Here is a 24,671-nt window from a genome sequence, read left to right as displayed (position 1 = left end):
GCCAAAAAAGGCCCCGAGCAATGAAATTCACTCTGTCCTGGCTGAAAGACCACCTCGATACCGATGCCTCGGTTGATGAGATCGCTGAGGCGCTGACCGACCTTGGCCTTGAGGTCGAAGAGATCGTGAACCCGGCGGATCGGCTGGCGGGCTTTACGCTGGGCCATGTGAAACACGCGGAAAAGCATCCCGACGCCGACAAGCTGCGTGTGTGCACCGTGGAAACCGACGAGGGCGATCTGCAGATCATCTGCGGTGCGCCGAACGCGCGCGAAGGGATCACCGTCGTGGTCTGCAAGCCGGGCATGTATATCCCCGGTCTGGACATCACCATCAGCGTCGGCAAAATCCGTGGCGTCGAGAGCTTTGGCATGATGGCCTCGGAACGTGAGCTGGAGCTGTCGGACGAGCATGATGGCATCATCGAGCTGCCCTCGGGCGCGGTGGGTGATCGCTTTGTCGATTGGCTGGCCGAGAATGAGCCCTCGAAGGTTGATCCGATGATTGAAATCGCGATCACACCGAACCGCCCCGATGCGCTGGGCGTGGCCGGGATTGCGCGCGATCTGGCGGCGCGCGGGGTTGGCACGTTGAAAGAGCACAACCATGCGCCGGTACCGGGCGATTTTGAATGCCCGATCAAGGTGACAATTGACGACGATACGCTGGACGGTGCGCCGCATTTCACCGGGCGTCTGATCCGGGGTGTGAAAAACGGCCCCAGCCCGCAATGGTTGCAGGATCAGTTGAAGGCCATCGGTTTGCGCCCAATTTCGGCGCTGGTGGATATCACCAATTACATGACCTTTGACCAGAACCGCCCACTGCACGTCTTCGATGCTGAAAAGGTGCAAGGCAACCTGCGGATTCATCGCGCCAAGGGTGGCGAAACGCTGGTGGCGCTGGACGAAAAGGAATACACCCTGCAGCCCGGCATGATGGTGATCTCGGACGACAAGGGCCCCGAATCCATCGCCGGTATCATGGGTGGCGAGGAAACCGGCTGTACCGATGAGACGGTCAATGTCTTCCTTGAAAGCGCGTTCTGGGATCATGTCCAGATCGCCCTGACGGGCCGTGCGTTGAAAATCAACTCGGACGCGCGTTATCGGTTCGAACGCGGCGTGGACCCGGATTTCACCCGCGAAGGTTTGGAACAGGCGACGCAGATGATCCTGGATATCTGCGGGGGTGAAGTTTCTTCGGTTGTCGAGGCGGGCAAAGCGCCGAACCACGCGCGGGCGTTCAAGCTGGATGCGGCACGGGTGCAGTCTCTGGTCGGGATGGAGATACCAGAGAGCGAACAGCGTCAGACCCTGACCCGTCTGGGTTTCCGCCTTGAGGGCGAGATGGCCCATGTGCCCAGCTGGCGCCCCGACATCATGGGCGAGGCCGATCTGGTGGAGGAGGTCGCGCGGATTGCGTCCCTGACCAAGCTGCAAGGGAAACCTCTGCCGCGCATTGCGGATGGTATTCCGAAACCGGTGATGACCCCGACGCAACGCCGCCAGTCGATGGCGCGGCGCACCTGCGCGGCGCTTGGGTATAATGAATGCGTGTCATATACGTTCATCGATCAGGGCTCGGCTGCGTTGTTCGGGGGCGGGGATGCTGCCACTCAGCTGGAAAACCCGATCTCGTCCGAGATGAGCCATATGCGCCCCGATCTGCTGCCCGGTCTGTTGCAGGCTGCCGCCCGCAATCAGGCGCGCGGATATGCAGACGTGGCCCTGTTCGAGGTCGGCCCGGTCTTTCATGACGGTGAGCCCGGCGACCAGAAAACCCAGATTACCGGCCTTTTGGTCGGCCGTGACGGGCCCAAGGATGTGCATGGGGCCTCGCGCCCGGTGGATGTGTTCGATGTAAAGGCAGATGCCGAGGCCGTGCTGGCCGCTATCGGAGCGCCTGCCAAGGTGCAGATTTTGCGTGACGGCGATGCCTGGTGGCATCCGGGGCGTCATGGCAGGATTTGTCTGGGCCCCAAGAAAGTGCTGGGCGTGTTTGGCGAACTGCACCCACGCATCCTGCAGGCGATGGACATCAAGGGCCCGGCGATGGCCTTTACCATCTGGCCGGATGAGGTGCCTTTGCCGCGCAAAACCGGCGCGACCCGCGCGGCGCTGGAGTTGCGCGATCTTCAGGCGGTTGAGCGTGACTTTGCCTTTGTCGTCGACGCCGGCGTCGAGGCCCTGACGCTGGTGAATGCGGCGGCTGGTGCAGACAAGGCTCTGATCGACAATGTCCGGGTGTTCGATGAATTCATCGGCGGCAGTGTGGGAGAGGGTAAGAAATCCCTTGCCATCACGGTGCGGCTGCAGCCGACGGACAAGACCCTGAAGGAAGACGAGATCGAGGCCGTCAGTGCCAAGATTGTCGAGAAGGTCGCCAAGGCCACCGGCGGTACGCTGCGCGGCTAAGGTTGCATCCGCCTCCGGCGGCCGTATTTTGAACGAGAAGAAGGGGCGGGGTGCGCCCCTTTTTCATGGGAAGAGGAGATTGCGATGTTGAAGGTGTATCTATCCGGTGAGATTCATACGGATTGGCGCGAGCAGATTATTGTTGGCGCGCAGGGCCTGGATGTGGAATTCAACAGCCCGGTCACGGATCACGCGGCCAGCGATGATTGCGGTGTGGCCATTCTGGGCGCAGAGCCGAACAAGTACTGGCATGACCATAAAGGTGCGATGGTGAATGCGATCCGCACCCGCAAGGGGATTTCAGACGCCGATGTGGTGGTTGTGCGGTTTGGTGAGAAATACAAGCAGTGGAATGCTGCCTTTGATGCGGGATATGCGGCGGCCCTGGGCAAGTCTTTGATCGTCCTGCATGGCGCAGATCATCAGCATGCGCTGAAAGAGGTGGATGCCGCAGCATTGGCCGTGGCCGAGGAGCCGCAGCAGGTGGTTGAGGTTTTGCGCTATGTGTTGACCGGGGCTTTGCCGGGCTAAACTGATTTTTTGGGCTTGCGGGCAGAGGGCGGCGCAAGCCCGGTTTTCAGGTGATCAATCCCGTGCGGGGATTGTTAGGCCCTTTTGTACCGCCGGTCGCTGCAGGAACCGATCCAGATAGGCCACCACATTGGCGTGGTCATCCCAGCCCACCAGATCTTTCGCGCCGTAGAAATCCAGACCGCGCAGCCAGGGGGCGATGGCCATGTCGGCGATCGAGTAGTCTCCGGCCACCCAATCCTGCCCGTCCAGTTGCTGGTTTAGGACGTTCAGCAGGCGCCTGGCTTCGTTGACATAGCGTTCCCGGGGGCGGGGATCTTCGATCTCGCTGCCGGCGAATTTGTGGAAAAAGCCCAACTGTCCGAACATCGGGCCAAGGCCGCCCATCTGGAACATCAGCCATTGGGTGACACGGTGTTTGTCAGACGCGCTTTGGCCGATGAATTGCCCGGTCTTTTCGGCCAGATACAGCAGGATCGCGCCGCTTTCGAACAGGCCGATGGGTTCCCCATACGGGCCGTTGGGGTCGATGATCGCGGGGATTTTGTTGTTGGGGTTCAGCGACAGGAAAGCGTCGCTTTTGACATCGGCATCCGACAGGGTGACCTTGTGCGCCTCATAGGGCAGGCCGGTTTCTTCGAGCATGATCGAGACTTTGACCCCATTGGGTGTGGGGAAGGAATAGAGCTGTATCCGGTCCGGGGTTTGCGCGGGCCAGCGGGTCATGATCGGGTGGGTGTTGGCGTCCAGCATGGGGGACCTCCTGTTTGCGATGTCGTGTGAAAGGTAGGTGGGCATGGGCCATCATGTAAGACCCGTCGCTGTGCATTACTGGTCAGCGGGTGTTTGTGGGTGAACAACGGGGAAAACTGAGGGAACTGGAACCTAGACCAAGATGGCTTTTTTGCTAAGGTTTCCGCCAATCCCGCGCGCAAGACGCGGGCGTCTTGTTGTGAAAAGGAGAGACGCGTGGACGAGGTCGTAACACAGGTGGGTGCGTTCGCCCCATTGATCATGAGCGCCGTTAAAGCGCTTATTGTATTGATCCTTGGATGGATCGTGGCCGGAGCGATTGGCGGTATGGTGCGCCGCCGGATCAACTCGACCCCGCAGATTGACCCGACGCTGGGCAATTTCGTGGCCAGCCTGGTCAAATGGGTCATTCTGGCGATGGTTCTGGTGGCCGTGCTGGGGATATTCGGGATTGAAGCGACCAGTATCGTTGCCATTCTGGGTGCGGCCTCGCTGGCGATTGGTTTGGCTCTGCAGGGGACGCTCAGCGATTTGGCAGCTGGTGTGATGCTGGTTGTGTTCCGCCCCTATAAGCTGGGCCAGTATGTGGATATTGGCGGCACAGCGGGTACGGTGAAGGATTTGAACCTTTTCACGACTGAACTGGTGACGCCGGACAATGTACAGATCATCGTTCCGAACGGTCAGGCGTGGGGCACTGTGATCACCAACTACTCAGCCCACGACACCCGTCGCGTCGATCTGGTGTTTGGTATCGATTATGGCGACAGCGCGGATGAGGCGATGAAGATCATTCTGGACGTGGCCAAGGCGGATGAGCGTATTCACGGCGATCCTGAGCCCTGGGTGCGGGTGACTAATCTGGGCGACAGCTCGGTTGATCTGACGGCGCGGCTTTGGTGTGCGGCGGCGGATTACTGGGATGTGAAGTTCGAGGTCACAAAAGCGGTGAAAGAGGCGTTCGATGCAAAAGGCGTGTCGATTCCATATCCGCATTCGGTCGAGATTCACAAAGAGGCGTAAGTCCTCCCGCCCGTCGTACGGGCATTGAAATGCCCTTCTTCGGTTGGGCCCGGCGCCGCGCTGATCGCGCGGCGCTGTTTCGTTTATGACACCCGTTGCGTTTTGTCCGACCGCACCGCGCCGATAGGCGCGGTGCCCGGCCCAACGCTGTAAACGCCCTCGGCAGAGGGCGCTTTCAGGGGCGGGAGCGCCTCAGGATTTGATCACCACGTTGGGCGAAACCACGTCGATTCCCAATGCCTTGCCGACCGCGTAATAGGTCAGTTGGCCTGCGTGCACATTCAGACCGGCCAGCAGGTGCGGATCGTCCTGACAGGCTTGTTTCCAGCCTTTGTCAGCCAGCGACAGCATGAAGGGCATCGTGGCGTTCCCCAGCGCGATGGTCGAGGTGCGGGCGACCGCGCCCGGCATGTTGGCCACGCAATAGTGCATGATGCCGTCTACATCATAGATCGGGTCCGCGTGGGTGGTTGCCTTTGACGTCTCGAAACACCCGCCCTGGTCGATGGCCACGTCCACCAGAACCGCACCGGGCTTCATGGTCGACAGCTGATCGCGGCTGATCAGCTTGGGTGCGGCGGCACCGGGGATCAGCACCGCGCCGATGACCATATCGGCATCCTGGATCAGCTCGGCGGTTGCGCCAGCGGTTGAGTACTGGTTCTTGAACTGGCGTCCGAACACGTCGTCCAGATAACGCAGGCGCGGCAATGAGCGGTCGAGCACGGTCACATCCGCACCCATGCCAGACGCAATCTGCGCCGCGTGCGTCCCCACGACACCACCACCGATCACAACCACCTTGGCCGGCCCAACGCCCGGAACGCCACCCATCAGAACACCGCGGCCACCATTGGCCTTTTGCAGGGTCCACGATCCGACCTGAGGGGCCAGACGGCCTGCAACCTCGGACATCGGGGCCAGCAGGGGCAAGCCGCCATGCGCGTCAGTGACAGTCTCATAGGCGATTGCGGTACAGCCCGAGGCCAGCAGGTCATGTGTCTGGTCCGGGTCGGGGGCAAGGTGGAGATAGGTGAACAGCAGCTGCCCCTCGCGTAGCATCTTGCGTTCGGCTGCTTGTGGCTCCTTGACCTTGACGATCATGTCTGCGGCGGCGAACACCTCTTGGGCGGTGTCGACGACCTGCGCACCGGCCGCGATATAGGCGTCATTGTCAAAGCCTGCGCCGATGCCGGCATTGGTTTCAATGATGACGTCGTGGCCGCGGGCAATGGCCTCTTGCGCGGCGTTGGGGGTCATGCCGACGCGGAATTCCTGGGGTTTGATTTCCTTGGGGCAGCCGATCTTCATTTGGGATCTCCGTTTATAAACTGCCCAAAATATAGGCATGTTGAAGTGCAATTTCTGTGAAACTCTGCCTGTCATCGGGGTGTTGTTTGGGAAATTTTCCGGTATTAGTTTTAAAACTTGCAATGGAATTGCGCGAATGAGCCTGGATACGACGGATAAGAAGATTCTTGCGGCCCTGCAACGCGATGGCCGCATGTCGAATGCGGAGCTGTCTGAACAGGTGAACCTGTCGCCCTCGGCCTGCCACAGGCGCGTGCAACGGCTTGAGGCGGATGGCTATATCCGCAACTACGTAGCCTTGTTGGACGCGCGCAAGATGAACGTGCCGACGACGGTCTTTGTCGAGATTACGCTGCAAGGACAGGCGGAGGAGGTTCTGGACGCGTTCGAAAAGGCCGTGGCGCGTATTCCCGACGTTTTGGAGTGTCACCTGATGGCGGGTACGGCGGATTACATCCTAAAGGTCGTTGCCGAAAACACCGAGGACTTCGCCCGCATCCATCGTCAGTACCTGTCCCGCCTGCCGGGGGTGGCACAGATGCAAAGCTCGTTTGCATTGCGGACGGTGTTCAAGACCACCGCCTTGCCGGTTTGATCAAGCCGGGCCGGGATAGGTGAACAGGACGAGATGCAGTGCGTTAAAGCCGAAATGCATCACAACCGGAACCCATAACCGCCCGGTCGCGTAATACCCCAGCCCGCAGGCGACCCCCAGAACAGATGCTAGGACCACCAGCGCGGCACCGCCGCCTGCATGGACCAGACCAAACAACAGACTGGCCGCTGCGATCCCTGCGGCGGTTCCGATTTTGGGGATCAAAACCGATTGCAGATAGCCGCGAAAAAAGGCCTCTTCGGTCAGGCAGGTCAGAAACAGGTTCGACAGGGCAAAGATCAGCCACCATGCGGGCAGGCCGATGTCGAACCGTACCGCTCCGACGGTCAGACCCAGCAGGAACAGGGCGGGAAGCAGCACTAGTCCGGTCGTCAGCAACCATGGTCTGAACGGGTCTGAGGTCCGGACCATGCCCGGCCATGCCAACAACACCGCAAACAGAACCAGAGGTTTGTCCAGGTTCAGATACATGGTGAAATCGGCGCTGCCGGGGCTAGCCTGAACCTGATCCAATACCAACAGGTTGTGAAAGCCCGGAAACAGATGCGCCCCCAGTGCCAGGCACCACAGGATCAGCGCCAGATGCCCCGCCAGAGCCGCACCCCCGGATAAACGCCGCAAACCGGCCGCGCCAAACAAGCCAACACCGACAAGCGCCACCGCCAAAGGGGTTACCAGACCCATGGCCAGCGCAGCACAGCCAAAGGTGCCAAGCAGGACCAGGCCCAGTCCTTGTCGACCTGACGCAGCAAACACCTGCGCGGTGATCAGAATGAGCCACGGCCAGATAGCGGGCAAAAGAGACAGGAAATGCGCCATGGGCTTCTCAGGGGAAAGGACGCGCTATTGTTGCCGCGGGAACACGCCCCGTGGCAAGGGCGAAAAGCGGCAATCTTGGGCCAACGCGCTGGTGATGCGGCAATTCTATCGCTTGTTTCCCGCCAAAACTGCGTTCACAAAGGAACTGACTGATCGCCGCCTGCAACCCGTGCCACAGCAGTGTCTGCAAGGGCCTCATCAATTGATCTGATGACATCTGGCGGTTACACGCGCCGGGTACGGTCCGGACCCGATAGACGATAAGGATGTGACTTTGGCTTACGAAAATAACGATGTCCCCAAAGACTGGCTGGAAGCCGAGTTGGAAGATACGCTGGACGAAGATTTTGAGATCGAATTCAGCGAACCGATGTTGTCGATGGAAGTTCGCAAGATCTACAAGGATCAGCACCCCGATATGCTGGACCGCAAGGTCTATTTCAGAAACCTGCTGCGCCTGCAGGCCGAACTGATCAGGGTACAGGACTGGGTGCAGCATACAGGAGCTAAGGTCTGTATCCTATTCGAAGGCCGTGACAGTGCAGGCAAGGGGGGCGTGATCAAACGGATCACCCAGCGCCTGAACCCTCGGGTCGCCCGCGTGGTGGCATTGCCTGCCCCCAGCCGGCGTGAGCAGAGCCAGTGGTACTTCCAACGCTATGTGCCGCATCTGCCTGCGGCGGGCGAAATCGTCCTGTTCGACCGCTCGTGGTACAACCGCGCAGGTGTTGAGCGGGTCATGGGCTTTGCCAGCGAAGATCAGGTTGAACAGTTCTTTCAGGACGTTCCGGAATTTGAACGGATGCTGGTGCGGTCGGGGATTATTTTGCTGAAATACTGGTTCTCGATCACCGACGAAGAGCAACAGTTGCGATTCCTCATGCGTATCCATGACCCTATGAAACAGTGGAAATTGTCACCGATGGACCTGGAATCCCGCATCCGGTGGGAGGCGTATACAAAAGCCAAAGAAGATATGCTCTTCCGCACCAACATCCCCGAAGCGCCTTGGTACATTGTCGAAGGTAATGACAAGAAACGCGAACGCCTGAACTGTATCGAACACCTGCTGACCAAAATCCCCTATGGAGACGTGCCGCAGGAAAAGGTCGATCTGCCCGACCGCAAATATAACCCCGAATACGAGCGCAGGGTTCTGCCGGACGAATTGCACGTCCCGAAAATCTACTGACAAAAACGCCCCCGAATTGGGGGCGTTTTTCATTCCGGGACTGTCTGATGCGTGAAAGTCAGAACAGAAAGTTTTCGTTGCTCAACTCGGACAGTGACGTGTCTTCCAGCACGAGCTGATACCCGTTGTCATCCTCAATCACGACATCACTGCCACGTTGTGAGATGTGGTTGTTCATCAGGTCCTGGTAGTTTTGGATCGATGATTTGACAAATTTCAAAAAGACCTGATCGCCTTCGTCAGCGTCAAAATCGGTCACGCGCTGGTCGCCATAACCAAAAACGAAATCGTCGGCACCGGAACCACCCGTCAGGACGTTGTCACCCAGACCGCCAAACAACCAATCGTTTCCGTTGCCACCATCAAGGTCGTCATTGCCGGCCTGACCACTGAGCCTGTCATTGCCGTCGCCGCCAGACAGGTCGTCATTGCCATTGCCGCCCTGAACCTGATCCCAACCTGCACCGCCATGTGCAGTATCGGCCCCGTCCCCGCCAAACAGACGATCCTGGCCATTGCCGCCATAGAGCAGGTCTTGCCCCACGCCGCCATAGATCAGGTCGTTGTTGTTGCCGCCATATGCTTTGTCGTTACCGTGGCCGGCATAGATTTTGTCATTGCCGTTATTTCCAATCAGCGTGTCAAACCCGTACCGCCCCAACAGCGTATCCGAGCCGCCTTTGCCGACCAAAGTATCGGCCCCGTTGCGTCCGTCCAGAACCCCGGCGCTGCCGTCTCTTAGCACCAGCCAATCGTCTTGTGCGGTTCCCTGAGTCCCAGCCCAAACTTCCTGGCGAACCGGTGTAAGATCCGGTTCCGGCGTTTCGTCGGGAACTGGCACTGGCGCAGGCGTCGGTGATGGCGACGGTGCGGGATTGGGTGCGCCGCCTGATGCGCCGGTATCCAACAGAACCGGTGCCGAAGTCGTCGCAAAGTTTTGCGTGACGATCACAGCGTCCCATCCGTTGAAGTCGCCTTCTTCGATCCCGATTCCGATATATTTAAAATTGGGGTTCAGGATATTGGCCCGGTGGCCGGGGCTGTTCATCAGAGACTGATGCAATTGCACGACGTCATCGCTGGCACCATTGGGTCCGCGTTCAGATTGCCACGCAATGTTTTCACCGGAACGCCACGCGCCAGAGAATTGAAAGCCCGCATCTCTCATGCGTGCCGTGGCGCTGGATCCACCCTGTCCCGTGTGGCTGAACGTGTCTGTTTGCAGCATCCATTCGCTGTGGTCTTCGGCTGAATCATTCAGCCTCTGTTCAAGCTGCAGAGGCTGTAGCCCCCGGCTTGTGCGTTCTTCATTGATCAGTGCAAGCATCTGCCGTTCTAGCGCGCTAGCGTTGGACATGACTCTGCCTCCGTAAGAATTCGTTATTTTGGAGCGACCTTAATGGCGAGAATTTGGCGGGATAAGGTCGCAATCTGGGCGGCCCGACCCACTCGGCGAATTGTCACCACCGAGATCGTTATGTTTGTGCAAAAACCCGCGCAGACGGGCCAATATAGGGCCGAGGGGCACCGGTGCAGTGCCCCAAACACCGTCTCAGACGTCAGAAAAAGCTCATCACATAGTCGTCATCGACCGGTATTTGCCACAAAAACCCATTTTGCAGGGTATCTGCAGCGACCGACTCGGGGGGCGACTCAGTCGGGGTTTCTTCGCAACGATCCCAAAACAGCATGAACGCATCATCCTCTGCCGCAGCATCGGCCGTTTCGGTTTCAGCCAATTCGAACTCATCGGCGGGCCTGCGAGGGCTGTTAAAGAACTCAAGAATAGACGCAAGGAACGCATCGACGTCGAACGCTGTTTCAACAGGGGTTTGAGCAACGGGTTCCGGGGTCTCGGTTTCCTGAACCGGAGTCGCGACGACCTCGGGAGTGTCCTCGGTTTCGGGCGTTTGGTCGACCGGTTCCTCGACCTCAACCAGATCTGTGGCGGGCGTCTCGGTTGCGTCGGGTTCGGGGACTTCTGCAATGGGGGTTTGCGGGTCAGTCACTTCTTCCTCGGGCGCTGCGGGGGCGACGCCGGTGTCCAGAACCACCTCACCGTCGGTGGTGGCAAAGTTCTGCGTGACCATCACGGCATCCCACCCGTTATAGTCGCCTTCCTCGATCCCGATGCCGATATATTCGAAATCGGGGTTCAGGATGTTGGCGCGGTGGCCCGGGCTGTTCATCAGGTTTTGGTGCAATTGCGCGACATCATCGCTGATCCCTGGCGCGCCGCGTTCAGATTGCCACGCGATGTTTTCGCCCGATCGCCAGCTGCCCGAGAAATCAAAGCCGGCATCCCGCATCCGCTCGGTCGCGCTGGACCCGTTCGAGCCCGTGTGGCTGAATCTGTCTGCGTCCAGCATCCATTCACTATGATCCTCGGCCGATGCGTTCAGGTTGGTTTCCAGTTTCAGGGGCTCCAGCCCGCGGGATGTGCGCTCTTGGTTGATCAGCGCCAGCATTTCCTGCTCGATTGTACTTGCAGTCGACATTTCTGCCTCCGGTTATGAGTGGTCGTCTGAGTAGACGGGGCCAATTACACGGGGCATTCGAACGGCGGACAGAGGGGGCGTGGATTTGCGCGAATTCCGGCAGGCGCGTGCTGTCAGAGAACGATTCGCTGCGCTGCAAAATGCCGGGCAAAATCCTGCCGAGTCAGAACTGGCGGCTTGTTGCTGAGGCTCGGGGCCGGATCGGCGGATTGCAACTGGTGTCGAAAACGACAAACCCCCGGGCGGGGCCTCGGGGGTCGTCAAATAGTGTCATCCAAAGCTGGAAGAGCGTCAGGTGCTTAGAGCAGACCTTCGCGCTGGGCTTTCTTGCGTGCCAGTTTACGGGCACGACGAATCGCTTCAGCTTTCTCACGCGCTTTTTTCTCGGACGGTTTCTCGAAATGTTGCTTGAGCTTCATTTCACGGAAAACGCCTTCGCGCTGCAGCTTTTTCTTCAGGGCACGAAGCGCCTGATCGACGTTATTGTCGCGAACACTAACCTGCATGTGGTTGTCACCACCTTTCTAGATAGAGTTGCAAGGATTTGCAGGAAGTGGCCGTATAGCAAAGCGCACCTATCTTGTCTAGTACTGGGTCCCAGAACCGGAGAACCGCCATGACCGTTACCTACGAAGATACAAAACAACAGCTTTTGGACGCCATCCTGATGCATGTGCCGTTCGATGGCTGGTCCGAGGCCAGCTTTCGCGCCGCCATCAGCGACTGCGATCTGGATGACGGTCTGGCCCGCGCGATCTGCCCGCGTGGGGCGGTCGATCTGGCGCTGGCGTTCCATGCGCGCGGGGATGCGGCGATGGTCGAACGTCTGACCACCACCGATATGTCCGAGATGAAGTTCCGCGAAAAGGTGGCTGCTGCTGTCCGATTCCGGCTTGAAGCCGTACCCGACAAAGAACTGGTGCGCCGTGGCATGACGCTGTTTTCCCTACCAACCCATGCAGCGGATGGGGCTAAAGCATTGTGGCAGACCTGCGATCTGATCTGGGACACGCTGGGCGACACGTCGGATGATGTGAACTGGTACACCAAGCGGGCGACTCTGTCGGGGGTGTATTCCTCGACCCTGTTGTTCTGGCTGGGCGACGACTCGCCGGACCATGAAAGGACCTGGTCGTTTCTGGATCGCCGTATCGACAACGTGATGCAGATCGAAAAGCTCAAGGCGCAGGTGAATGGCAACCCGCTGTTCAAACCCTTTCTGGCCGTGCCGAACTGGCTTGCCGGTCAAGTCAAACCTCCGATGAAAATGCGGGCGGATTTGCCGGGGATGCTGAACCCGCGCAAGTAAGCGTCTGGGCCTTCCCGAATTAGCCTGCTAGGCATTGGGCCAAGGAGGATTTGCCCATGACCCAGACGATGCGCGCTGTAGAAATCACCAAGCCCGGCGGCCCGGATGTTTTGCAACTGACCGAGCGCCCGGTCCCCGAGGCGCAAGCGGGTCAGGTGGTGCTGAAAGTGGCCTATGCCGGGGTGAACCGCCCTGACGCGTTGCAGCGGGCCGGGGCCTATGATCCGCCCCCGGGTGCCAGCGATTTGCCGGGGCTTGAGGCCTCGGGCGAAGTGGTTGCCGTGGGGCCGGGTGTTGAGGGGCTGTCGATCGGTGATCAGGTTTGTGCCCTGCTACCCGGTGGTGGCTATGCCGAATATGTGGCCACCCCGGCCGCGCATTGTCTTCCGGTGCCTCAGAGCATGGGGCTGAAAGAGGCCGCTTGCCTGCCCGAGACCTTCTTTACCGCCTGGTCCAACGTCTTCATGCGTGGCGGGCTGAAAGCAGGGGAACGGTTTCTGGTCCATGGCGGCTCCAGCGGGATCGGGACCACGGCGATTCAACTGGCCCACAGCTTTGGCGCGCGGGTCTTTGCCACCGCCGGATCGGACGAGAAATGCGAAGCCTGCCTGAAACTGGGTGCGGAACGCGCGATCAACTACCGCGATGAGGATTTTGTTGGCGTCATGCGAGCCGAAGGGGGCGCGAACCTGATCCTCGATATGGTGGGCGGTGACTATATCCCGCGCAACGTGAAATCACTGGCCGAAGATGGCCGGCTGGTGCAAATCGCATTCCTGCAAGGCCCACAGGTCGAGCTGAACTTTGCTCTGATGATGGTGAAACGCCTGACCCTGACCGGCAGCACCCTGCGCCCTCAAAGCGATCTGGCCAAGGCGCGGATTGCGCAAAACCTGCGCGAAGCGGTCTGGCCCCTGCTTGAGGCCGGAAAGGTCGCCCCCGTCATGGACAGCGCATTCGATTTGGCCGATGCCGCAGCGGCCCATGCGCGGATGGAAAGCTCGGGCCATATTGGCAAGATCGTTCTGAACGTGGCCGGTTAAGGCCGTTCTAATCTGCGCAAAGAGCCGCATCTCAGCGTGATTTTCACGCTGAGGTTGCATGCGGCCAAATCCTGCCGATTGCCCTTATTTTCAGGCGTGTTAGCTTGGCGTCAGGCAACAGGAGGTCAGCATGCAGCAAACGGCAAGAACCGTCGTCATTCATGAACACGGCGGCCCCGAAGTTCTGAGGATCGAAGACCGCCCCGTGGGCGAGCCCGGCCCCGGTGAGGTGCGCATCCGGCACAGGGCCTGCGGGTTGAATTTCATCGATGTGTATCAACGCACCGGTCTCTACCCGCTAGAGCTGCCGCATGCGTTGGGGATGGAGGCCGCAGGCGTGATTGAGGCCGTGGGCGAGGGCGTCACCCATTTGCAGCCTGGTCAGCGCGCCGCCTATGCCGCCGCGCCCTCAGGCGCCTATGCCGAGGCAAGGGTGATGCCCGCCGCGCAGGTCTGTCCTTTGCCCGAGGGGATCACCTATGACGCGGCGGCGGCGATGATGCTCAAGGGGATGACGGTCGAATATCTGTTTCACCGCACAACACCGCTGAGGCGCGGGGATACCGTTCTGTTCCATGCCGCTGCCGGTGGGGTGGGGTTGATCGCCTGTCAGTGGGCCAAGTCTGAGGGGATCACCCTGATCGGTACGGCCGGAACAGACGAAAAATGCAGTCTGGCGCAATTCAACGGCGCAGCCCATTGCATCAACTACCGGACGGAAAACTTTGCCGAACGCGTGGCCGAGATCACCGGCGGCAAAGGCGTTGATGTTGTCATGGATTCCATCGGGGCGGATACGTTCAACGGATCGCTGGATTGCCTGAAACCGCTGGGCATGATGATTTCCTTCGGCAATGCGTCGGGGCCGGTGCCGCTGATGGATATCGGGGTTTTGGGCAAAAAAGGCTCGCTCAAGATCACGCGGCCGACGCTGTTCACCCATATTGCGGATCATGCCGTCTGTCAGGCCATGGCGCGGCGTCTGTTCAACAAGGTCGAAGGCGGCGAGGTCAAGATTCACATCGATCAGCGTTTTGCGCTGGATCAGGTGGCCGATGCCCATCGCGCGCTTGAGGCGCGTCAGACCACGGGCAGTACGGTTCTGGAAGTATAAGTGCCTGTACAAAAGAAAACCGGCGGCAGATCTCTCTGCCACCGGTTCTTTCGCCTAAGCGGTCGGATTACTGCGCTTGCAGTTCGGCCGGCGTTTTCTCTGCGATGTCTTTCCAGTTGGCGTCTGCCCGCTCGTTAAAGCCCGGGATGTCGCCTTCCCAGCGTTCCTGAATGTCTGCCGACAGGTTCAGGTACAGCTTGTTGTCAACGATTTTCCAATAGTTCGGGTCGCCGTCGAACTTGAAGCCCATCGCGGTGCCGAATGCGCAGTAGCCGCCATATGCGGGCAGGTACGCTTCGGGGTTTTCTTCGAAGGCTGCTTTGTTTTCTTCATTGGCAAAGCGGTACAGTGCATCATTGTGCAGGGTGGTGATGCGGTAATCGCCTTTGGTGGCCTCGCCAACGGTGAAGTAGGCAACCGGGTCATAACCCTGCAGCGCCAGGCCGGTCGAGCTTGCGTTCAGTTCAACGCCAGCGGCCAGGGCCGTGCTTGCAACTGCGACGGACAGTGCAACGCCGCCGATGAGGGATTTGATCTTGTTCATGGTTTTCACCTTTCGTGAATTGAGCCACCGGACGACACGGGAATTGTGTCTGGGCAACCCTTTCGATTTTGTTCCGTGCGGTCGGTAATTGGCCGTCACGAAACCGAAGTGGGTAATCCCGTCATCACGTTCAAAACAATCAATTGTGAATGTGCGCATGCGAAGGGCGGATGTTCAAAAATGCGCAAAAAGGGTCAGGGATCGGCGATAAATGAGGTCACAAAATCAATGACTTTCTGCGCGGGCATTTCGCACGGACGCAGCAGCGCACCGCTGTTTTGCGTCAGATACAGGTTTAGGCTGATGTAATCCGTGCCACCCAACTCATGCGCGACGAGCTTGTGGCTTTTGCCATTGGCCAGCACTGTTCGGCTGACCACATAGCGCCGGTCATTGCTGCGTCCGGTGCAAGTTCCAAGCGGGAGAGAGAAGAAGGCGTTCAGAAAAGGGCCGGTCTCGTTCAAGACTGGCCGACTTTGGGCTCAGTCCCGGCTTTGATCCGCGAGATGTTGCTGCCGTGACGCCAATAGACCAGCAGGGTCAGTACGATGCCCAGGAAAAAGCCTGTCCCATCGGTCAGCAACAGCACCCAGATGGTTGAAAGCGAGGCCGCGACCAGCGCCCCCAGCGAAGACATGCGCCAGATCGCCACCGTCACCAGCCAGGTCACACAACAGGCCACGCCCACGCGCCAGTCCAGTGCCAGCCACAGGCCGAAAAAGGTGGCCACGCCCTTGCCGCCCTTGAACCCCAACCAGACCGGAAAGCAATGCCCAAGAAAGGCAGCCAGTGCTGCGATCTGGGCGGCATCTTCGCCCGCCAGCGCCCGGGCGAGCAAGACAGCGACCACCCCCTTGGCCGCGTCCAGGATCAGCGTCAGCGCGGCGGCGGCTTTGTTGCCGGTGCGCAGCACATTGGTTGCGCCGATATTGCCGGACCCGATTTCGCGCAGGTTGCCCAGGCCCATGACTTTGGCAAGGATCATACCAAAGGGGATCGATCCCATCAGATATCCCATCGCGGCCCAGAGGATCAGCTGGGTCGTCGTACTGTCGATTGGGGGCATCAGGGTCTCCGATATACTTCTTGGCCTGCAACATAAGTTGCAGAGACCTTACCCTGCATGCGCTGCCCGTCAAACGGTGTGTTCTGCGATTTCGATTTCAGGGCAAACCGATCCAGCACAATAGGCACATCCGGGTCGAACAGCACCAAATCGGCGGGTGCACCCTCGGCCAGACGACCCGAGTCCAGCCCCAGCCGTTTCGCCGGATTCAGGGCCATGGCGCGGAACAGGGTCGGCAGGTCCAGTTGATCCGCATGATAGAGCCGCAGCGCGGCGGGCAGCAGGGTTTCCAGCGCGACTGCGCCCGAGGCCGCCTCTTCAAACGGCAGGCGCTTGCTTTCTTCGTCCTGCGGGGTGTGCATGGAACTGATGATGTCAATCAGCCCGGTCCGCACGGCTTCGATCACCGCCTGGCGGTCGTCCTCGGACCGAAGCGGCGGCTTGACCTTGAAGAAGGTGCGATAGTCGGCCACGTCCAGCTCATTCAGCGTCAGATGGTGGATCGATGTGCCTGCGGTGATGTCCAGCCCGTTGCGCTTGGCGCGGTCCAATGCGGGCAGGGCGCGGGCGGTGGTGATCTGATCGGCGTGGTACTTGGCGCCGGTCATTTCAAGCAGAGCGATGTCGCGATCCAGCCCCATGCGCTCGGCCATGGGCGAGACGGCGGGCAGACCGTAAAGCGCGGCGAACTTGCCGCTGGTGGCAGCGGCCCCGGCGCTCAGGATGGGTTCCTGCGGGTGTGCAATCACCAGCGCGCCGCAGGATTTCGCATAGGTCAGCGCGCGGGAAAACACTTTGGTATTGGCGATCACATGGTCGCAATCGGTAAAAGCCACGGCACCTGCGTCTTGCAGAAAGCCGATCTCGGTCATCTCGCGGCCTTCGCGGGCTTTGGTCAGGGCTGCCATGGGCAACACGTTGACCGGCGCATCCGCCTGAGCGCGGCGGGTTGCGAATTCCAGCGTTTCCGGCGTGTCCACGGCGGGCAGCGTGTCAGGGCGGGTGACGATAGTGGTCACACCGCCAGCAGCAGCGGCCAGACCGGCGGATTTATAGCTTTCCTTGTGCCGCTCGCCCGGCTCGCAGACCTTGACGCCGATATCGACGATGCCGGGGGCCAGACATTGCCCATCGCAGTCGATCACCTGCGCGTCCGAGGCCGGAGCGGCACCCTGACCAAGGGCGGCTATGCGGCCCTCTGAGACCTGCAGCCAGCCAAGCGTGTCCGTTCCGGCCTCGGGGTCGATCAGGCGGGTGTTGGTGAAAATCTGGTCGGTCATGTCTGGGCCTCTCGGGCTTTGGTCAGGGCTGCCATGGCGGCGTCCGGGTCGGGCAGGTATTCGAACACGCGAAATCGCAGGTGCGAGAATACGATGTTCCGTCCGTTGCGATAGAATTTCAGGTCGGGATGAACGGGAATGGATTTCGCTTTGAAGATCGCGCTGATCCACCAGACATTGCGATCGGTCACCACATAGACGCGTCGCGTGCGGATCAACCGATCCCACCACATGAAAAACGCCAGCAGCAGCGTGCAACTGATCAGTTGCCAGTAATCGCGCACGGTGTCTGCAAACCACGGGCTGGCGAGCCAGGCCAGACCAAGGCTGGCAACCAGAATCCCGTAGGCCCAACGCAGACGCGGAGGAAAATAGCCTTGATAGGGCTGACCGGCCCACAGAACCCCTTCATTGTCGGGTATTTTCTCGCGCCACCAGTCGTCGCTCATCCAATGGCCCTTTCGATGGCGGCTTTGGTGGCGGCGGGGTCGGCTTGGTATTTGATCAGGTGTTTGTCGCCGCTTTTGGTGACGACCTGCACGAAACTGCCCATGATGTTGACCGCCTCAATCTGATTCAGCGGCACGACGCGCGGGCCGGGGCCGGTGAGGGTGGTGTCAGACATCTCCCACGTATTTGTCAGTTCCTCAGACGCCAGATACCACGCGCGGAAGCCGATGGCGGCCAGACCCGCGGGCGCTCCGGTCCAGACATAGGGGTTGCCGATCAGCCAAAGCACGATCATTGCCCCCGCCATGGCGATGGCGGCCAGGGTCAGGTTGGTCTGGATATAGGCGCGTTTGTGCGGGGTGAAGGTTACAGGATCAGCCACAGGGCACCTCCGACAACAAATAGGATGATCACCGCCAAAAGGGCCGAGCCGACACGATTGGACTGACCGGTCTCGACCGGTGACTGCGGGGCCGAGAAGGGCCGTGCGCTTTCGGTTTTGATCGGCCCGCCGGTCCAGTTGGTGGCCTCTTCGGTATAGAGACCTTGTAGGTGAACCCTTGGGTCCGGCGTCAAATCGGTGGCGCGGTCGTGAAACGCGGCGCTGCGCACCACCATCACCCAGCCTTCGATGGCGTCGAGTGCAGTACGGTTCAGCTGATCCTCGGACACGCCGCAGCCTTCGTGCAGGTATCCATAAAGCCCAAGGTCTTCGAGGTCCGAGACCGGAAAGACATCAATCTGCTCTGCGTCCAGCCCCTCGACCCCTAGAACCTGATCAGCAGCACCGGGTTCACGCAGGAACTTCGCCTCTTCGGCGCGCATGTCCAGCGTGAACAGGCGGATCACACCGCGTTCATGGGGGGCGATGGTCAGATCGCTCATGCGGCCTCGCGCAGGTTCCGGGCCAACAGCTCCATCGCGGCCATGCGGACGGCGACGCCCATCTCAACCTGTTCCTGAATGACGGATCGGTTGATGTCATCAGCCAGCGTGCCGTCGATTTCCACGCCGCGATTCATCGGGCCGGGATGCATGACGATGGCATCGGGCTTGGCCAGCGCCAGTTTCGCCGCATCCAGCCCGTAGCGGTGGTAATATTCGCGCTCGGACGGGATGAAACCGCCATCCATGCGCTCTTTCTGGAGGCGCAGCATCATGACGACGTCGACGTCGCGCAGGCCGTCGTTCATGTCGTCGTAAATCTCGGCACCAAATTCTGCGAACTGGCCGGGAACCAGCGTAGGCGGGCCGATCAGACGGATGCGGTTTTCCATCTTGCCCAGCAGGATCAGGTTCGAGCGCGCCACGCGGGAATGCGCCACGTCTCCGCAGATTGCGATGTTCAGCCGGTGCAGGCGACCCTTGGCGCGGCGGATGGTCAGCGCGTCCAGCAGGGCCTGCGTCGGGTGTTCGTGCCGCCCGTCACCGGCATTCAACACCGCGCAATTCACTTTCTGCGCCAGTAGGTCCACGGCACCGGAATGCGGATGCCGCACCACCAGCAGATCGGGATGCATCGCGTTCAGCGTCATCGCCGTGTCGATCAGCGTCTCGCCCTTTTTGATCGAGCTGGCCTGCATCGCCATGTTCATCACATCCGCGCCCAGCCGCTTGCCTGCCAGTTCAAAACTGGCCTGCGTGCGGGTCGAGTTCTCAAAGAACATGTTGATCTGCGTCAGCCCCGACAGCACATCGGAATGCTTGGCCGATTGCCGGTTCAGGTCGACATAGGTCTCGGCCAGATCAAGAATGGCGGTGATATCGGATTGCGACAGATGCTCGATGCCAAGAAGGTGACGATGGGCAAAACGCATGGGCGGGCTCCGGTCTGACAATCGAGCCGCTTATAAGAAGCCGCGCGGGCCAAGGCAACCTAAGGATCAGACCCTTCGGGCAGTTTCTCGCACCCGCCATCGGGCAGGCACTGTTCACCGGGTTTGCACCACCTGGCATTGCCGCAATCGACCGCTTTGACCGGCACGCATCCCTGATTGGCCGAGCATTTGAACCCCTGGCGGCATTGCGAGCCGGTTTCCTCGCATAAAAACCAGCCGGGGCGCGTGCATCCGCCGCCCGGCAAGCAGGCGGTGCCCGTGGCGCAGGTGCTGCCGTCGTCACATCTGGCGCTGGGCTTGGGCAGTGTGAACTTGAGCGAGATCGCCTCGCACTCGCCGCGCCCATTGCACGAGGTGCCGCTTGGGCAATCCAGGCTTGTGCGGCATTTGTTTTCGCCCTTGGGGGCGCATCGGCGGCTGCCGATGCAGCGTTCGAACGGGCCGCAGGACAGACCGCCACCGCAATAGGTGCCGCCCAGGGGGATACAGTGGTTGTCAAAGCTGCATCGCTGCCCGGCCGAGCAGCACCGGTTGCCACATTTTGACTGCCCGCCGCGACATTGGGGGGTTCGGTCTTGTATTCCGCCCCGATTGTGCAGCCCTTCGCGGGTGTTGATCTGCGCAAAGACGGGGCCGCTGAATGTGATCAGCAGGGCAATGGTCAAAAGGAATCGCAACACAACAGCCATGAATGCGCCAATGGTCGGTGCGACGGGACGCCCGATCAAGGGCAATTCGCTTTCCCTCGGTCAAAAGCTGGTTAGATTGAGGTCTATGGAATCGGCATTGGACTATCACACCGCGCGGGCGCTGCTGGATTGGCAGATCGAACTGGGCGCAACGGATGCAATCGGGGATGCCCCGGTGGATCGCTATGCGCTGCCGGACACTGCGCCCAAGGCCAAGAAACCGACCGCTGTGGCCGCTGCCCCGGAAAAGCCCAAGCAGGTAGACCCGGTTCAGGTGGCCAAAGCCGCAGCACAGGGGGCCGCGTCACTGGATCAGTTGCGCGCGGCGATGGATGCGTATGAGCATTGCGAGCTGAAACGTGGTGCGCGGCAATTGGTGTTTGCCGACGGCACACCGGGCGTACAGGTGATGATCATCGGCGAAGCGCCGGGGCGCGAGGAAGACCGCGCGGGCAAGCCTTTTGTGGGCCGCGCGGGGCAGTTGCTGGACCGGATGTTGGCGGCGATTGATCTGGATCGCGGCCAGAACGTCTATATCACCAATGTGCTGCCATGGCGGCCGCCGCAGAACCGCGACCCTAAACCCGAAGAAATCGGGATGATGAAGCCTTTCCTTGAACGGCACGTTGCCTTGGCAAAACCGGATGTATTGGTGGTCATGGGCAATATCAGCTGTCAGGCGGTGCTGGGCAAACGCGGCATCACCCGGCTGCGGGGACAATGGGATCAGGCGCTGGAGCTGCCGGTGATCCCGATGTTCCACCCGGCCTATCTGCTGCGCCAGCCGCAGGCCAAGCGCCACGCCTGGGCGGATCTGTTAGAGCTGAAAGTCCGGCTAGGGGGCAAGTGATGCGCATTCTGGCCTTTTCCGATCTGCACATGGCGCGCAACCGGGCGGCTGACATTGTGGCCGCCAGCGCCGGGGCCGATCTGGTGATCGGAGCCGGTGATTTCTGCAACATGCGGCAAGGTCTGGATGAGGCGATGCAGATGCTTTCGGGCATCTCGGCCCCGTTTGTGATGGTGCCCGGAAACGCCGAAAGCGCGCAAGAACTGACGGATGCCGCGCCCGAAGGCTGGCATGTGCTGCATGGCAGCGGGATGACGCTGGACGGTCTGCGCCTGTTCGGGCTGGGCTACGGCGTGCCGGTCACACCCTTTGGCGACTGGTCCTGCGATCTGACCGAGGCCGAGGCGGCAGAATTGCTGGATCGCTGCGACGCTGCGGACGTGCTGATCACCCATTCTCCGCCCAAAGGATTTGGCGATGTCACCTCGGGCGGGGTGTCCGTGGGATCGACCTCTGTGCGCAATGCCGTGGAGCGGCTGCAACCGAACATCGTGTTCTGCGGCCATATCCATGACAGCTGGGGCTATCGCGGCGCTGTCGGGCAGACACAGGTTGCCAATCTGGGCCCAACGGTAAATTGGTTCGAGGTGGGCCAATGATTGAAACAGTGACCCTGCTGGCCTTCATCCCCGCCGCTATGGCGCTGAACTTCACCCCCGGCGCGGATATGATGTTCTGTTTCGGTCAGGGTTTGCGATCAGGGTCCAGACCGGCGCTGGCCGCCAGTGCCGGTGTATCGGCGGGGCTGATGGTGCATGTTTTACTGGCAGGGCTGGGTCTTGGCGCGGCGGTGAACAGCCTGCCATGGGTGTTCGATGTCATCCGCTGGCTGGGTGTGGCCTATCTGCTGTATCTGGCCTGGGGGGCGATCCGGAACGGGGCGGTGTCAGCCGATGCCCCCGCGAAACCCACAACGCATGCCTTTCGGGATGGGATGGTGGTGAATCTGACCAACCCCAAGGTGATCCTGTTCGTTCTGGCCTTTATCCCGCAATTCGTGGACCCGAATTCGGGTCCGATCCTGCCGCAATTCCTGATCTTTGGCGTGATCATCGCGCTGGGCGGGTTTGCGGTGAACGGCTTGGTGGGTGTTTTTGCCGGCGGCGCGGGCAAGGTTCTGATCTCGAACCCGCGCGCCTCTCGTATCATGGGTTGGGTGACGGGGGGCATTTTTGCCGCCCTTGCCATCCGGCTTGCCATTTTGGAAAGGGCCTGACGCCACATGTCACGCATTGATGAAAGCATGGAATTCATCCCGGTTCGGATCGCTGTTCTGACCGTCTCGGACACACGTTCGTTGGAGGATGACCGCTCAGGCCAGACATTGGTCGACCGGATCGAACGGGCGGGACACAGCCTGGCGGATCGCAAGATTATCCGCGATGAGCGCGGCGAGATCGCAGCACAGTTGCGCCTGTGGGCCGGAGACCCCGAGATTGACGTCGTGATCTCAACCGGGGGCACCGGCCTGACCGGGCGTGACGTCACCGTCGAGGCGCACCGGGACGTATATGAAAAGGAGATCGAGGCATTCGGCACGGTCTTCACCCTGATTTCAATGGAAAAGATCGGCACGTCCGCCGTGCAGTCGCGCGCCACAGGCGGGGTGGCGCAGGGCACCTATCTGTTCGCGCTGCCGGGCAGTCCGGGTGCGTGCAAAGATGCCTGGGACGGGATTCTTGAAAAACAATTCGATTACCGCCACCGGCCCTGCAATTTTGTGGAAATAATGCCCCGATTGGACGAACACCTGCGACGGAAGTAAGCTGTTCGCACGTATAACATCGGATAACCGCTTTGTGGCTTGGCATATTTCGCGGCACGGCTACCTTTTATGTAAGGCAGCGCGCAGCAACCGGGGTGAATAAGGAATGCGATTTCTAAGGCAAAGCCTTGTTGGTGTTTTTCTGGCGTTTCTGACGCTGGCTTTGCTGTTTGTGGCCGCGCAGCTGATCACCGGCGCGGTGCAAGAGGCGCTGACCCGAGACAACGCACCGCCTCAGTCCCGTGAGCGCGTCTTTGCCGTCAGTGTCCGCCCGGCCGAGCTTGAGACTGTAACCCCCCTGCTTGAGGCGTTTGGTGAGGTTCAAAGCCGCCGCCGTCTTGAACTGCGCGCCGCCCTTGGTGGGCGTGTGACCGCGCTGTCCGAGGATTTCGAAGACGGGGGTGCGGTGACGGCGGGCGAAGTGCTTGTTGAACTGGACCCTGCAGACGCGCAATCGGCGCTGGATCGGGCAAAGTCCGACCTGTTGGATGCCCAGTTTGAGGAACGGGATGCGGAACGGTCTCTGCTGCTGGCGCAGGATGAGTTGAATTCGGCCGAGGCGCAGGCCGCTTTGCAGGGCCGGGCCATGCAGCGGCAGAAAGACCTGCAAAGCCGCGGCGTGGGAACCCCCGCTGCGGTTGAGGCCGCCGAGCTGGCCGAGGCCGTTGCGCAGCAATCGGTGCTGGCGCGCCGCATCGCGCTGGCGCAGGCTGAATCGCGAGTCGATCAGGCAACCACCTTGCTGGCCCGCGCCCGCATCGCGCTGGAGGCCGCCGAGCGGGATTTGAATGACATGACCATCCGGGCGCGCTTTGGCGGTACGCTGACAGATGTGACGCTGGTCGAAGGGCGCTTGGTGGCCGCGAACGAAAAGCTGGCCGAACTGGTCGACCCCACTGCGCTTGAAGTGGCGTTCCGTGTCTCGACTGCGCAGTTTGTGCGCCTTTTGGATGCCGAGGGCGCGTTGATCAACGCGCCTGTCACTGTCTCGCTTGAGGTTACTGGTACCGATCTGACCGCCACGGGCCGTATCAGTCGCGACAGCGGGTCCGCGGGTGAGGGTCAGACAGGTCGGCTGGTCTATGCCCGCCTGGATGACGCTCCGGGGTTCAAACCCGGTGATTTCGTGACAGTCACGGTTGAAGAGCAGCCGCTGGAAAACGTGGTGCGGCTGCCGTCTTCGGTGCTGGATGCGGCGGGCTCGGTTCTGGTGCTGGGCCCAGATGACAGGCTTGAGACCTTGCCGGTACAACTGATCCGCCGCCAGGGTGATGAGGTGTTGCTGCGCGGGCAGGGTCTGGTCGGGCGCGAGGTTGTGATTGGTCGCACGCCCTTGTTGGGTGGCGGTGTCCGGGTGCGCCCCCTGCGGGAAGAAGACCAGGCCGATATCGATCCCGGCATGGTCGAACTGTCTGACGAACAGCGCGCTGAACTGGTGGCGCAGGTGGAATCCAGCAACCAGATGACCAACGAGGCCAAGGCCAGCGCGCTGAGCCAGCTGAAAGCGGCCCAAGTGCCCGCCGATTTGGTGCGCCGCATCGAGACGCGGGCGGGGGGCTAGCG

The 24,671-nt window shown here is 60.5% G+C and carries 28 protein-coding genes; 13 read left to right on the top strand and 15 right to left on the bottom strand.

Features of this window, described 5'->3' with window-relative positions; genetic code table 11:
- Nucleotides 1-20: 20 nt before the first annotated feature.
- Nucleotides 21-2,417: a phenylalanine--tRNA ligase subunit beta gene (gene pheT, locus ACR0J5_RS17410; RefSeq protein ID WP_480655611.1), complete on the top strand. Its 2,397-nt coding sequence runs from the start codon at nt 21-23 to the stop codon at nt 2,415-2,417.
- An 84-nt stretch (nt 2,418-2,501) separates the two neighbouring features.
- Entirely contained in the window at nt 2,502-2,948 is a 447-nt protein-coding gene (locus ACR0J5_RS17405; protein ID WP_480655610.1) for a YtoQ family protein, read from the top strand.
- A gap of 54 nt (nt 2,949-3,002) precedes the next feature.
- Here the strand turns inward: ACR0J5_RS17405 and ACR0J5_RS17400 are convergent, their stop codons facing one another.
- Entirely contained in the window at nt 3,003-3,701 is a 699-nt protein-coding gene (locus ACR0J5_RS17400) for a glutathione S-transferase family protein (protein WP_480655608.1), read from the bottom strand.
- Nucleotides 3,702-3,962: 261 nt separating this feature from the next.
- Between ACR0J5_RS17400 and ACR0J5_RS17395 the strand changes: the two genes are divergently transcribed.
- Nucleotides 3,963-4,724, top strand: coding sequence for a mechanosensitive ion channel family protein (locus ACR0J5_RS17395; RefSeq protein WP_480655725.1), 762 nt, complete (start codon nt 3,963-3,965; stop codon nt 4,722-4,724).
- Between the two features lie 192 nt (nt 4,725-4,916).
- Here the strand turns inward: ACR0J5_RS17395 and ald are convergent, their stop codons facing one another.
- Entirely contained in the window at nt 4,917-6,035 is a 1,119-nt protein-coding gene (gene ald / locus ACR0J5_RS17390) for an alanine dehydrogenase (RefSeq protein ID WP_480655606.1), read from the bottom strand.
- Between the two features lie 136 nt (nt 6,036-6,171).
- Here ald and ACR0J5_RS17385 point away from each other — a divergent pair, with 136 nt between their 5' ends.
- Nucleotides 6,172-6,630 carry an Lrp/AsnC family transcriptional regulator gene (locus tag ACR0J5_RS17385; protein WP_480655605.1) on the top strand — a complete coding sequence of 153 codons (459 nt, stop codon included), beginning with the start codon at nt 6,172-6,174 and terminating at the stop codon, nt 6,628-6,630.
- Here ACR0J5_RS17385 and ACR0J5_RS17380 read toward each other — a convergent pair whose 3' ends face one another.
- Entirely contained in the window at nt 6,631-7,470 is an 840-nt protein-coding gene (locus tag ACR0J5_RS17380) for a CPBP family intramembrane glutamic endopeptidase (protein WP_480655603.1), read from the bottom strand.
- Nucleotides 7,471-7,744: 274 nt separating this feature from the next.
- On the opposite strand from ACR0J5_RS17380, the gene ppk2 reads away from it, so the two are divergent.
- Nucleotides 7,745-8,662 (top strand): polyphosphate kinase 2, encoded by a 918-nt coding sequence (gene ppk2, locus ACR0J5_RS17375; RefSeq protein WP_480655601.1) that lies wholly within the window; start codon nt 7,745-7,747, stop codon nt 8,660-8,662.
- Between the two features lie 58 nt (nt 8,663-8,720).
- On the opposite strand, the gene ACR0J5_RS17370 is transcribed toward ppk2, so the two are convergent.
- The 3 genes from ACR0J5_RS17370 to rpsU all read right to left on the bottom strand — a co-directional run bounded on the left by ACR0J5_RS17370 (nt 8,721) and on the right by rpsU (nt 11,666).
- Nucleotides 8,721-10,019, bottom strand: coding sequence for a CAP domain-containing protein (locus tag ACR0J5_RS17370; protein ID WP_480655599.1), 1,299 nt, complete (start codon nt 10,017-10,019; stop codon nt 8,721-8,723).
- Between the two features lie 202 nt (nt 10,020-10,221).
- Nucleotides 10,222-11,160 (bottom strand): CAP domain-containing protein, encoded by a 939-nt coding sequence (locus ACR0J5_RS17365; RefSeq protein WP_480655597.1) that lies wholly within the window; start codon nt 11,158-11,160, stop codon nt 10,222-10,224.
- 299 nt (nt 11,161-11,459) lie between these two features.
- On the bottom strand, nt 11,460-11,666 hold the full coding sequence (gene rpsU / locus ACR0J5_RS17360) for a 30S ribosomal protein S21 (protein WP_005614280.1): 207 nt from the start codon (nt 11,664-11,666) through the stop codon (nt 11,460-11,462).
- A gap of 110 nt (nt 11,667-11,776) precedes the next feature.
- Between rpsU and ACR0J5_RS17355 the strand changes: the two genes are divergently transcribed.
- The 3 genes from ACR0J5_RS17355 (at nt 11,777) to ACR0J5_RS17345 (ending at nt 14,626) form a co-directional block, all read left to right on the top strand.
- The gene (locus ACR0J5_RS17355; RefSeq protein ID WP_480655595.1) at nt 11,777-12,469 is read left to right on the top strand and encodes a COQ9 family protein; all 693 of its coding nucleotides are present in this window, start codon (nt 11,777-11,779) and stop codon (nt 12,467-12,469) included.
- Nucleotides 12,470-12,525: 56 nt separating this feature from the next.
- Nucleotides 12,526-13,512, top strand: coding sequence for an NAD(P)H-quinone oxidoreductase (locus ACR0J5_RS17350; RefSeq protein WP_480655593.1), 987 nt, complete (start codon nt 12,526-12,528; stop codon nt 13,510-13,512).
- 130 nt (nt 13,513-13,642) lie between these two features.
- Entirely contained in the window at nt 13,643-14,626 is a 984-nt protein-coding gene (locus tag ACR0J5_RS17345) for a quinone oxidoreductase family protein (protein ID WP_480655591.1), read from the top strand.
- Between the two features lie 67 nt (nt 14,627-14,693).
- Here the strand turns inward: ACR0J5_RS17345 and ACR0J5_RS17340 are convergent, their stop codons facing one another.
- The 9 genes from ACR0J5_RS17340 to ACR0J5_RS17300 all read right to left on the bottom strand — a co-directional run bounded on the left by ACR0J5_RS17340 (nt 14,694) and on the right by ACR0J5_RS17300 (nt 20,493).
- A complete protein-coding gene (locus ACR0J5_RS17340; RefSeq protein ID WP_480655590.1) occupies nt 14,694-15,170 on the bottom strand; it encodes a YHS domain-containing (seleno)protein in 477 nt (158 codons plus the stop codon).
- A 194-nt stretch (nt 15,171-15,364) separates the two neighbouring features.
- On the bottom strand, nt 15,365-15,634 hold the full coding sequence (locus tag ACR0J5_RS17335) for a hypothetical protein (RefSeq protein WP_480655588.1): 270 nt from the start codon (nt 15,632-15,634) through the stop codon (nt 15,365-15,367).
- The gene (gene plsY / locus ACR0J5_RS17330; protein ID WP_480655586.1) at nt 15,631-16,236 is read right to left on the bottom strand and encodes a glycerol-3-phosphate 1-O-acyltransferase PlsY; all 606 of its coding nucleotides are present in this window, start codon (nt 16,234-16,236) and stop codon (nt 15,631-15,633) included. The genes ACR0J5_RS17335 and plsY overlap by 4 nt, the downstream gene beginning before the upstream one ends.
- Nucleotides 16,236-17,516 (bottom strand): dihydroorotase, encoded by a 1,281-nt coding sequence (gene pyrC / locus ACR0J5_RS17325; RefSeq protein ID WP_480655584.1) that lies wholly within the window; start codon nt 17,514-17,516, stop codon nt 16,236-16,238. The genes plsY and pyrC overlap by 1 nt, the downstream gene beginning before the upstream one ends.
- The gene (locus ACR0J5_RS17320; RefSeq protein WP_480655582.1) at nt 17,513-17,965 is read right to left on the bottom strand and encodes a hypothetical protein; all 453 of its coding nucleotides are present in this window, start codon (nt 17,963-17,965) and stop codon (nt 17,513-17,515) included. Before ACR0J5_RS17320 ends, pyrC begins: the two co-directional genes overlap by 4 nt.
- The gene (locus ACR0J5_RS17315; protein ID WP_480655580.1) at nt 17,962-18,348 is read right to left on the bottom strand and encodes a hypothetical protein; all 387 of its coding nucleotides are present in this window, start codon (nt 18,346-18,348) and stop codon (nt 17,962-17,964) included. Before ACR0J5_RS17315 ends, ACR0J5_RS17320 begins: the two co-directional genes overlap by 4 nt.
- The gene (locus ACR0J5_RS17310; protein WP_480655578.1) at nt 18,333-18,851 is read right to left on the bottom strand and encodes a hypothetical protein; all 519 of its coding nucleotides are present in this window, start codon (nt 18,849-18,851) and stop codon (nt 18,333-18,335) included. Before ACR0J5_RS17310 ends, ACR0J5_RS17315 begins: the two co-directional genes overlap by 16 nt.
- Nucleotides 18,848-19,783, bottom strand: a complete 936-nt coding sequence (locus tag ACR0J5_RS17305; RefSeq protein WP_480655576.1) for an aspartate carbamoyltransferase catalytic subunit — start codon at nt 19,781-19,783, stop codon at nt 18,848-18,850. Before ACR0J5_RS17305 ends, ACR0J5_RS17310 begins: the two co-directional genes overlap by 4 nt.
- 59 nt (nt 19,784-19,842) lie before the next feature.
- Nucleotides 19,843-20,493 carry a scavenger receptor class F, member 2 gene (locus ACR0J5_RS17300; protein ID WP_480655574.1) on the bottom strand — a complete coding sequence of 217 codons (651 nt, stop codon included), beginning with the start codon at nt 20,491-20,493 and terminating at the stop codon, nt 19,843-19,845.
- An 85-nt stretch (nt 20,494-20,578) separates the two neighbouring features.
- Here ACR0J5_RS17300 and ACR0J5_RS17295 point away from each other — a divergent pair, with 85 nt between their 5' ends.
- The 5 genes from ACR0J5_RS17295 to ACR0J5_RS17275 all read left to right on the top strand — a co-directional run bounded on the left by ACR0J5_RS17295 (nt 20,579) and on the right by ACR0J5_RS17275 (nt 24,669).
- Nucleotides 20,579-21,343 (top strand): uracil-DNA glycosylase, encoded by a 765-nt coding sequence (locus tag ACR0J5_RS17295; RefSeq protein ID WP_480655572.1) that lies wholly within the window; start codon nt 20,579-20,581, stop codon nt 21,341-21,343.
- Nucleotides 21,343-21,942, top strand: coding sequence for a metallophosphoesterase family protein (locus ACR0J5_RS17290; protein WP_480655570.1), 600 nt, complete (start codon nt 21,343-21,345; stop codon nt 21,940-21,942). Before ACR0J5_RS17295 ends, ACR0J5_RS17290 begins: the two co-directional genes overlap by 1 nt.
- Nucleotides 21,939-22,559, top strand: coding sequence for a LysE family translocator (locus ACR0J5_RS17285; protein WP_480655568.1), 621 nt, complete (start codon nt 21,939-21,941; stop codon nt 22,557-22,559). The genes ACR0J5_RS17290 and ACR0J5_RS17285 overlap by 4 nt, the downstream gene beginning before the upstream one ends.
- Before the next feature lie 6 nt (nt 22,560-22,565).
- A complete protein-coding gene (gene moaB / locus ACR0J5_RS17280) occupies nt 22,566-23,108 on the top strand; it encodes a molybdenum cofactor biosynthesis protein B (RefSeq protein WP_480655566.1) in 543 nt (180 codons plus the stop codon).
- Between the two features lie 106 nt (nt 23,109-23,214).
- Entirely contained in the window at nt 23,215-24,669 is a 1,455-nt protein-coding gene (locus ACR0J5_RS17275) for an efflux RND transporter periplasmic adaptor subunit (protein ID WP_480655564.1), read from the top strand.
- Nucleotides 24,670-24,671: the final 2 nt, after the last annotated feature.

Source organism: Ruegeria sp. BE1 (assembly GCF_056538885.1).
The sequence above is the reverse complement of the archived record's forward strand: the minus strand, read 5'-3'. Positions and strand labels throughout refer to the sequence as shown.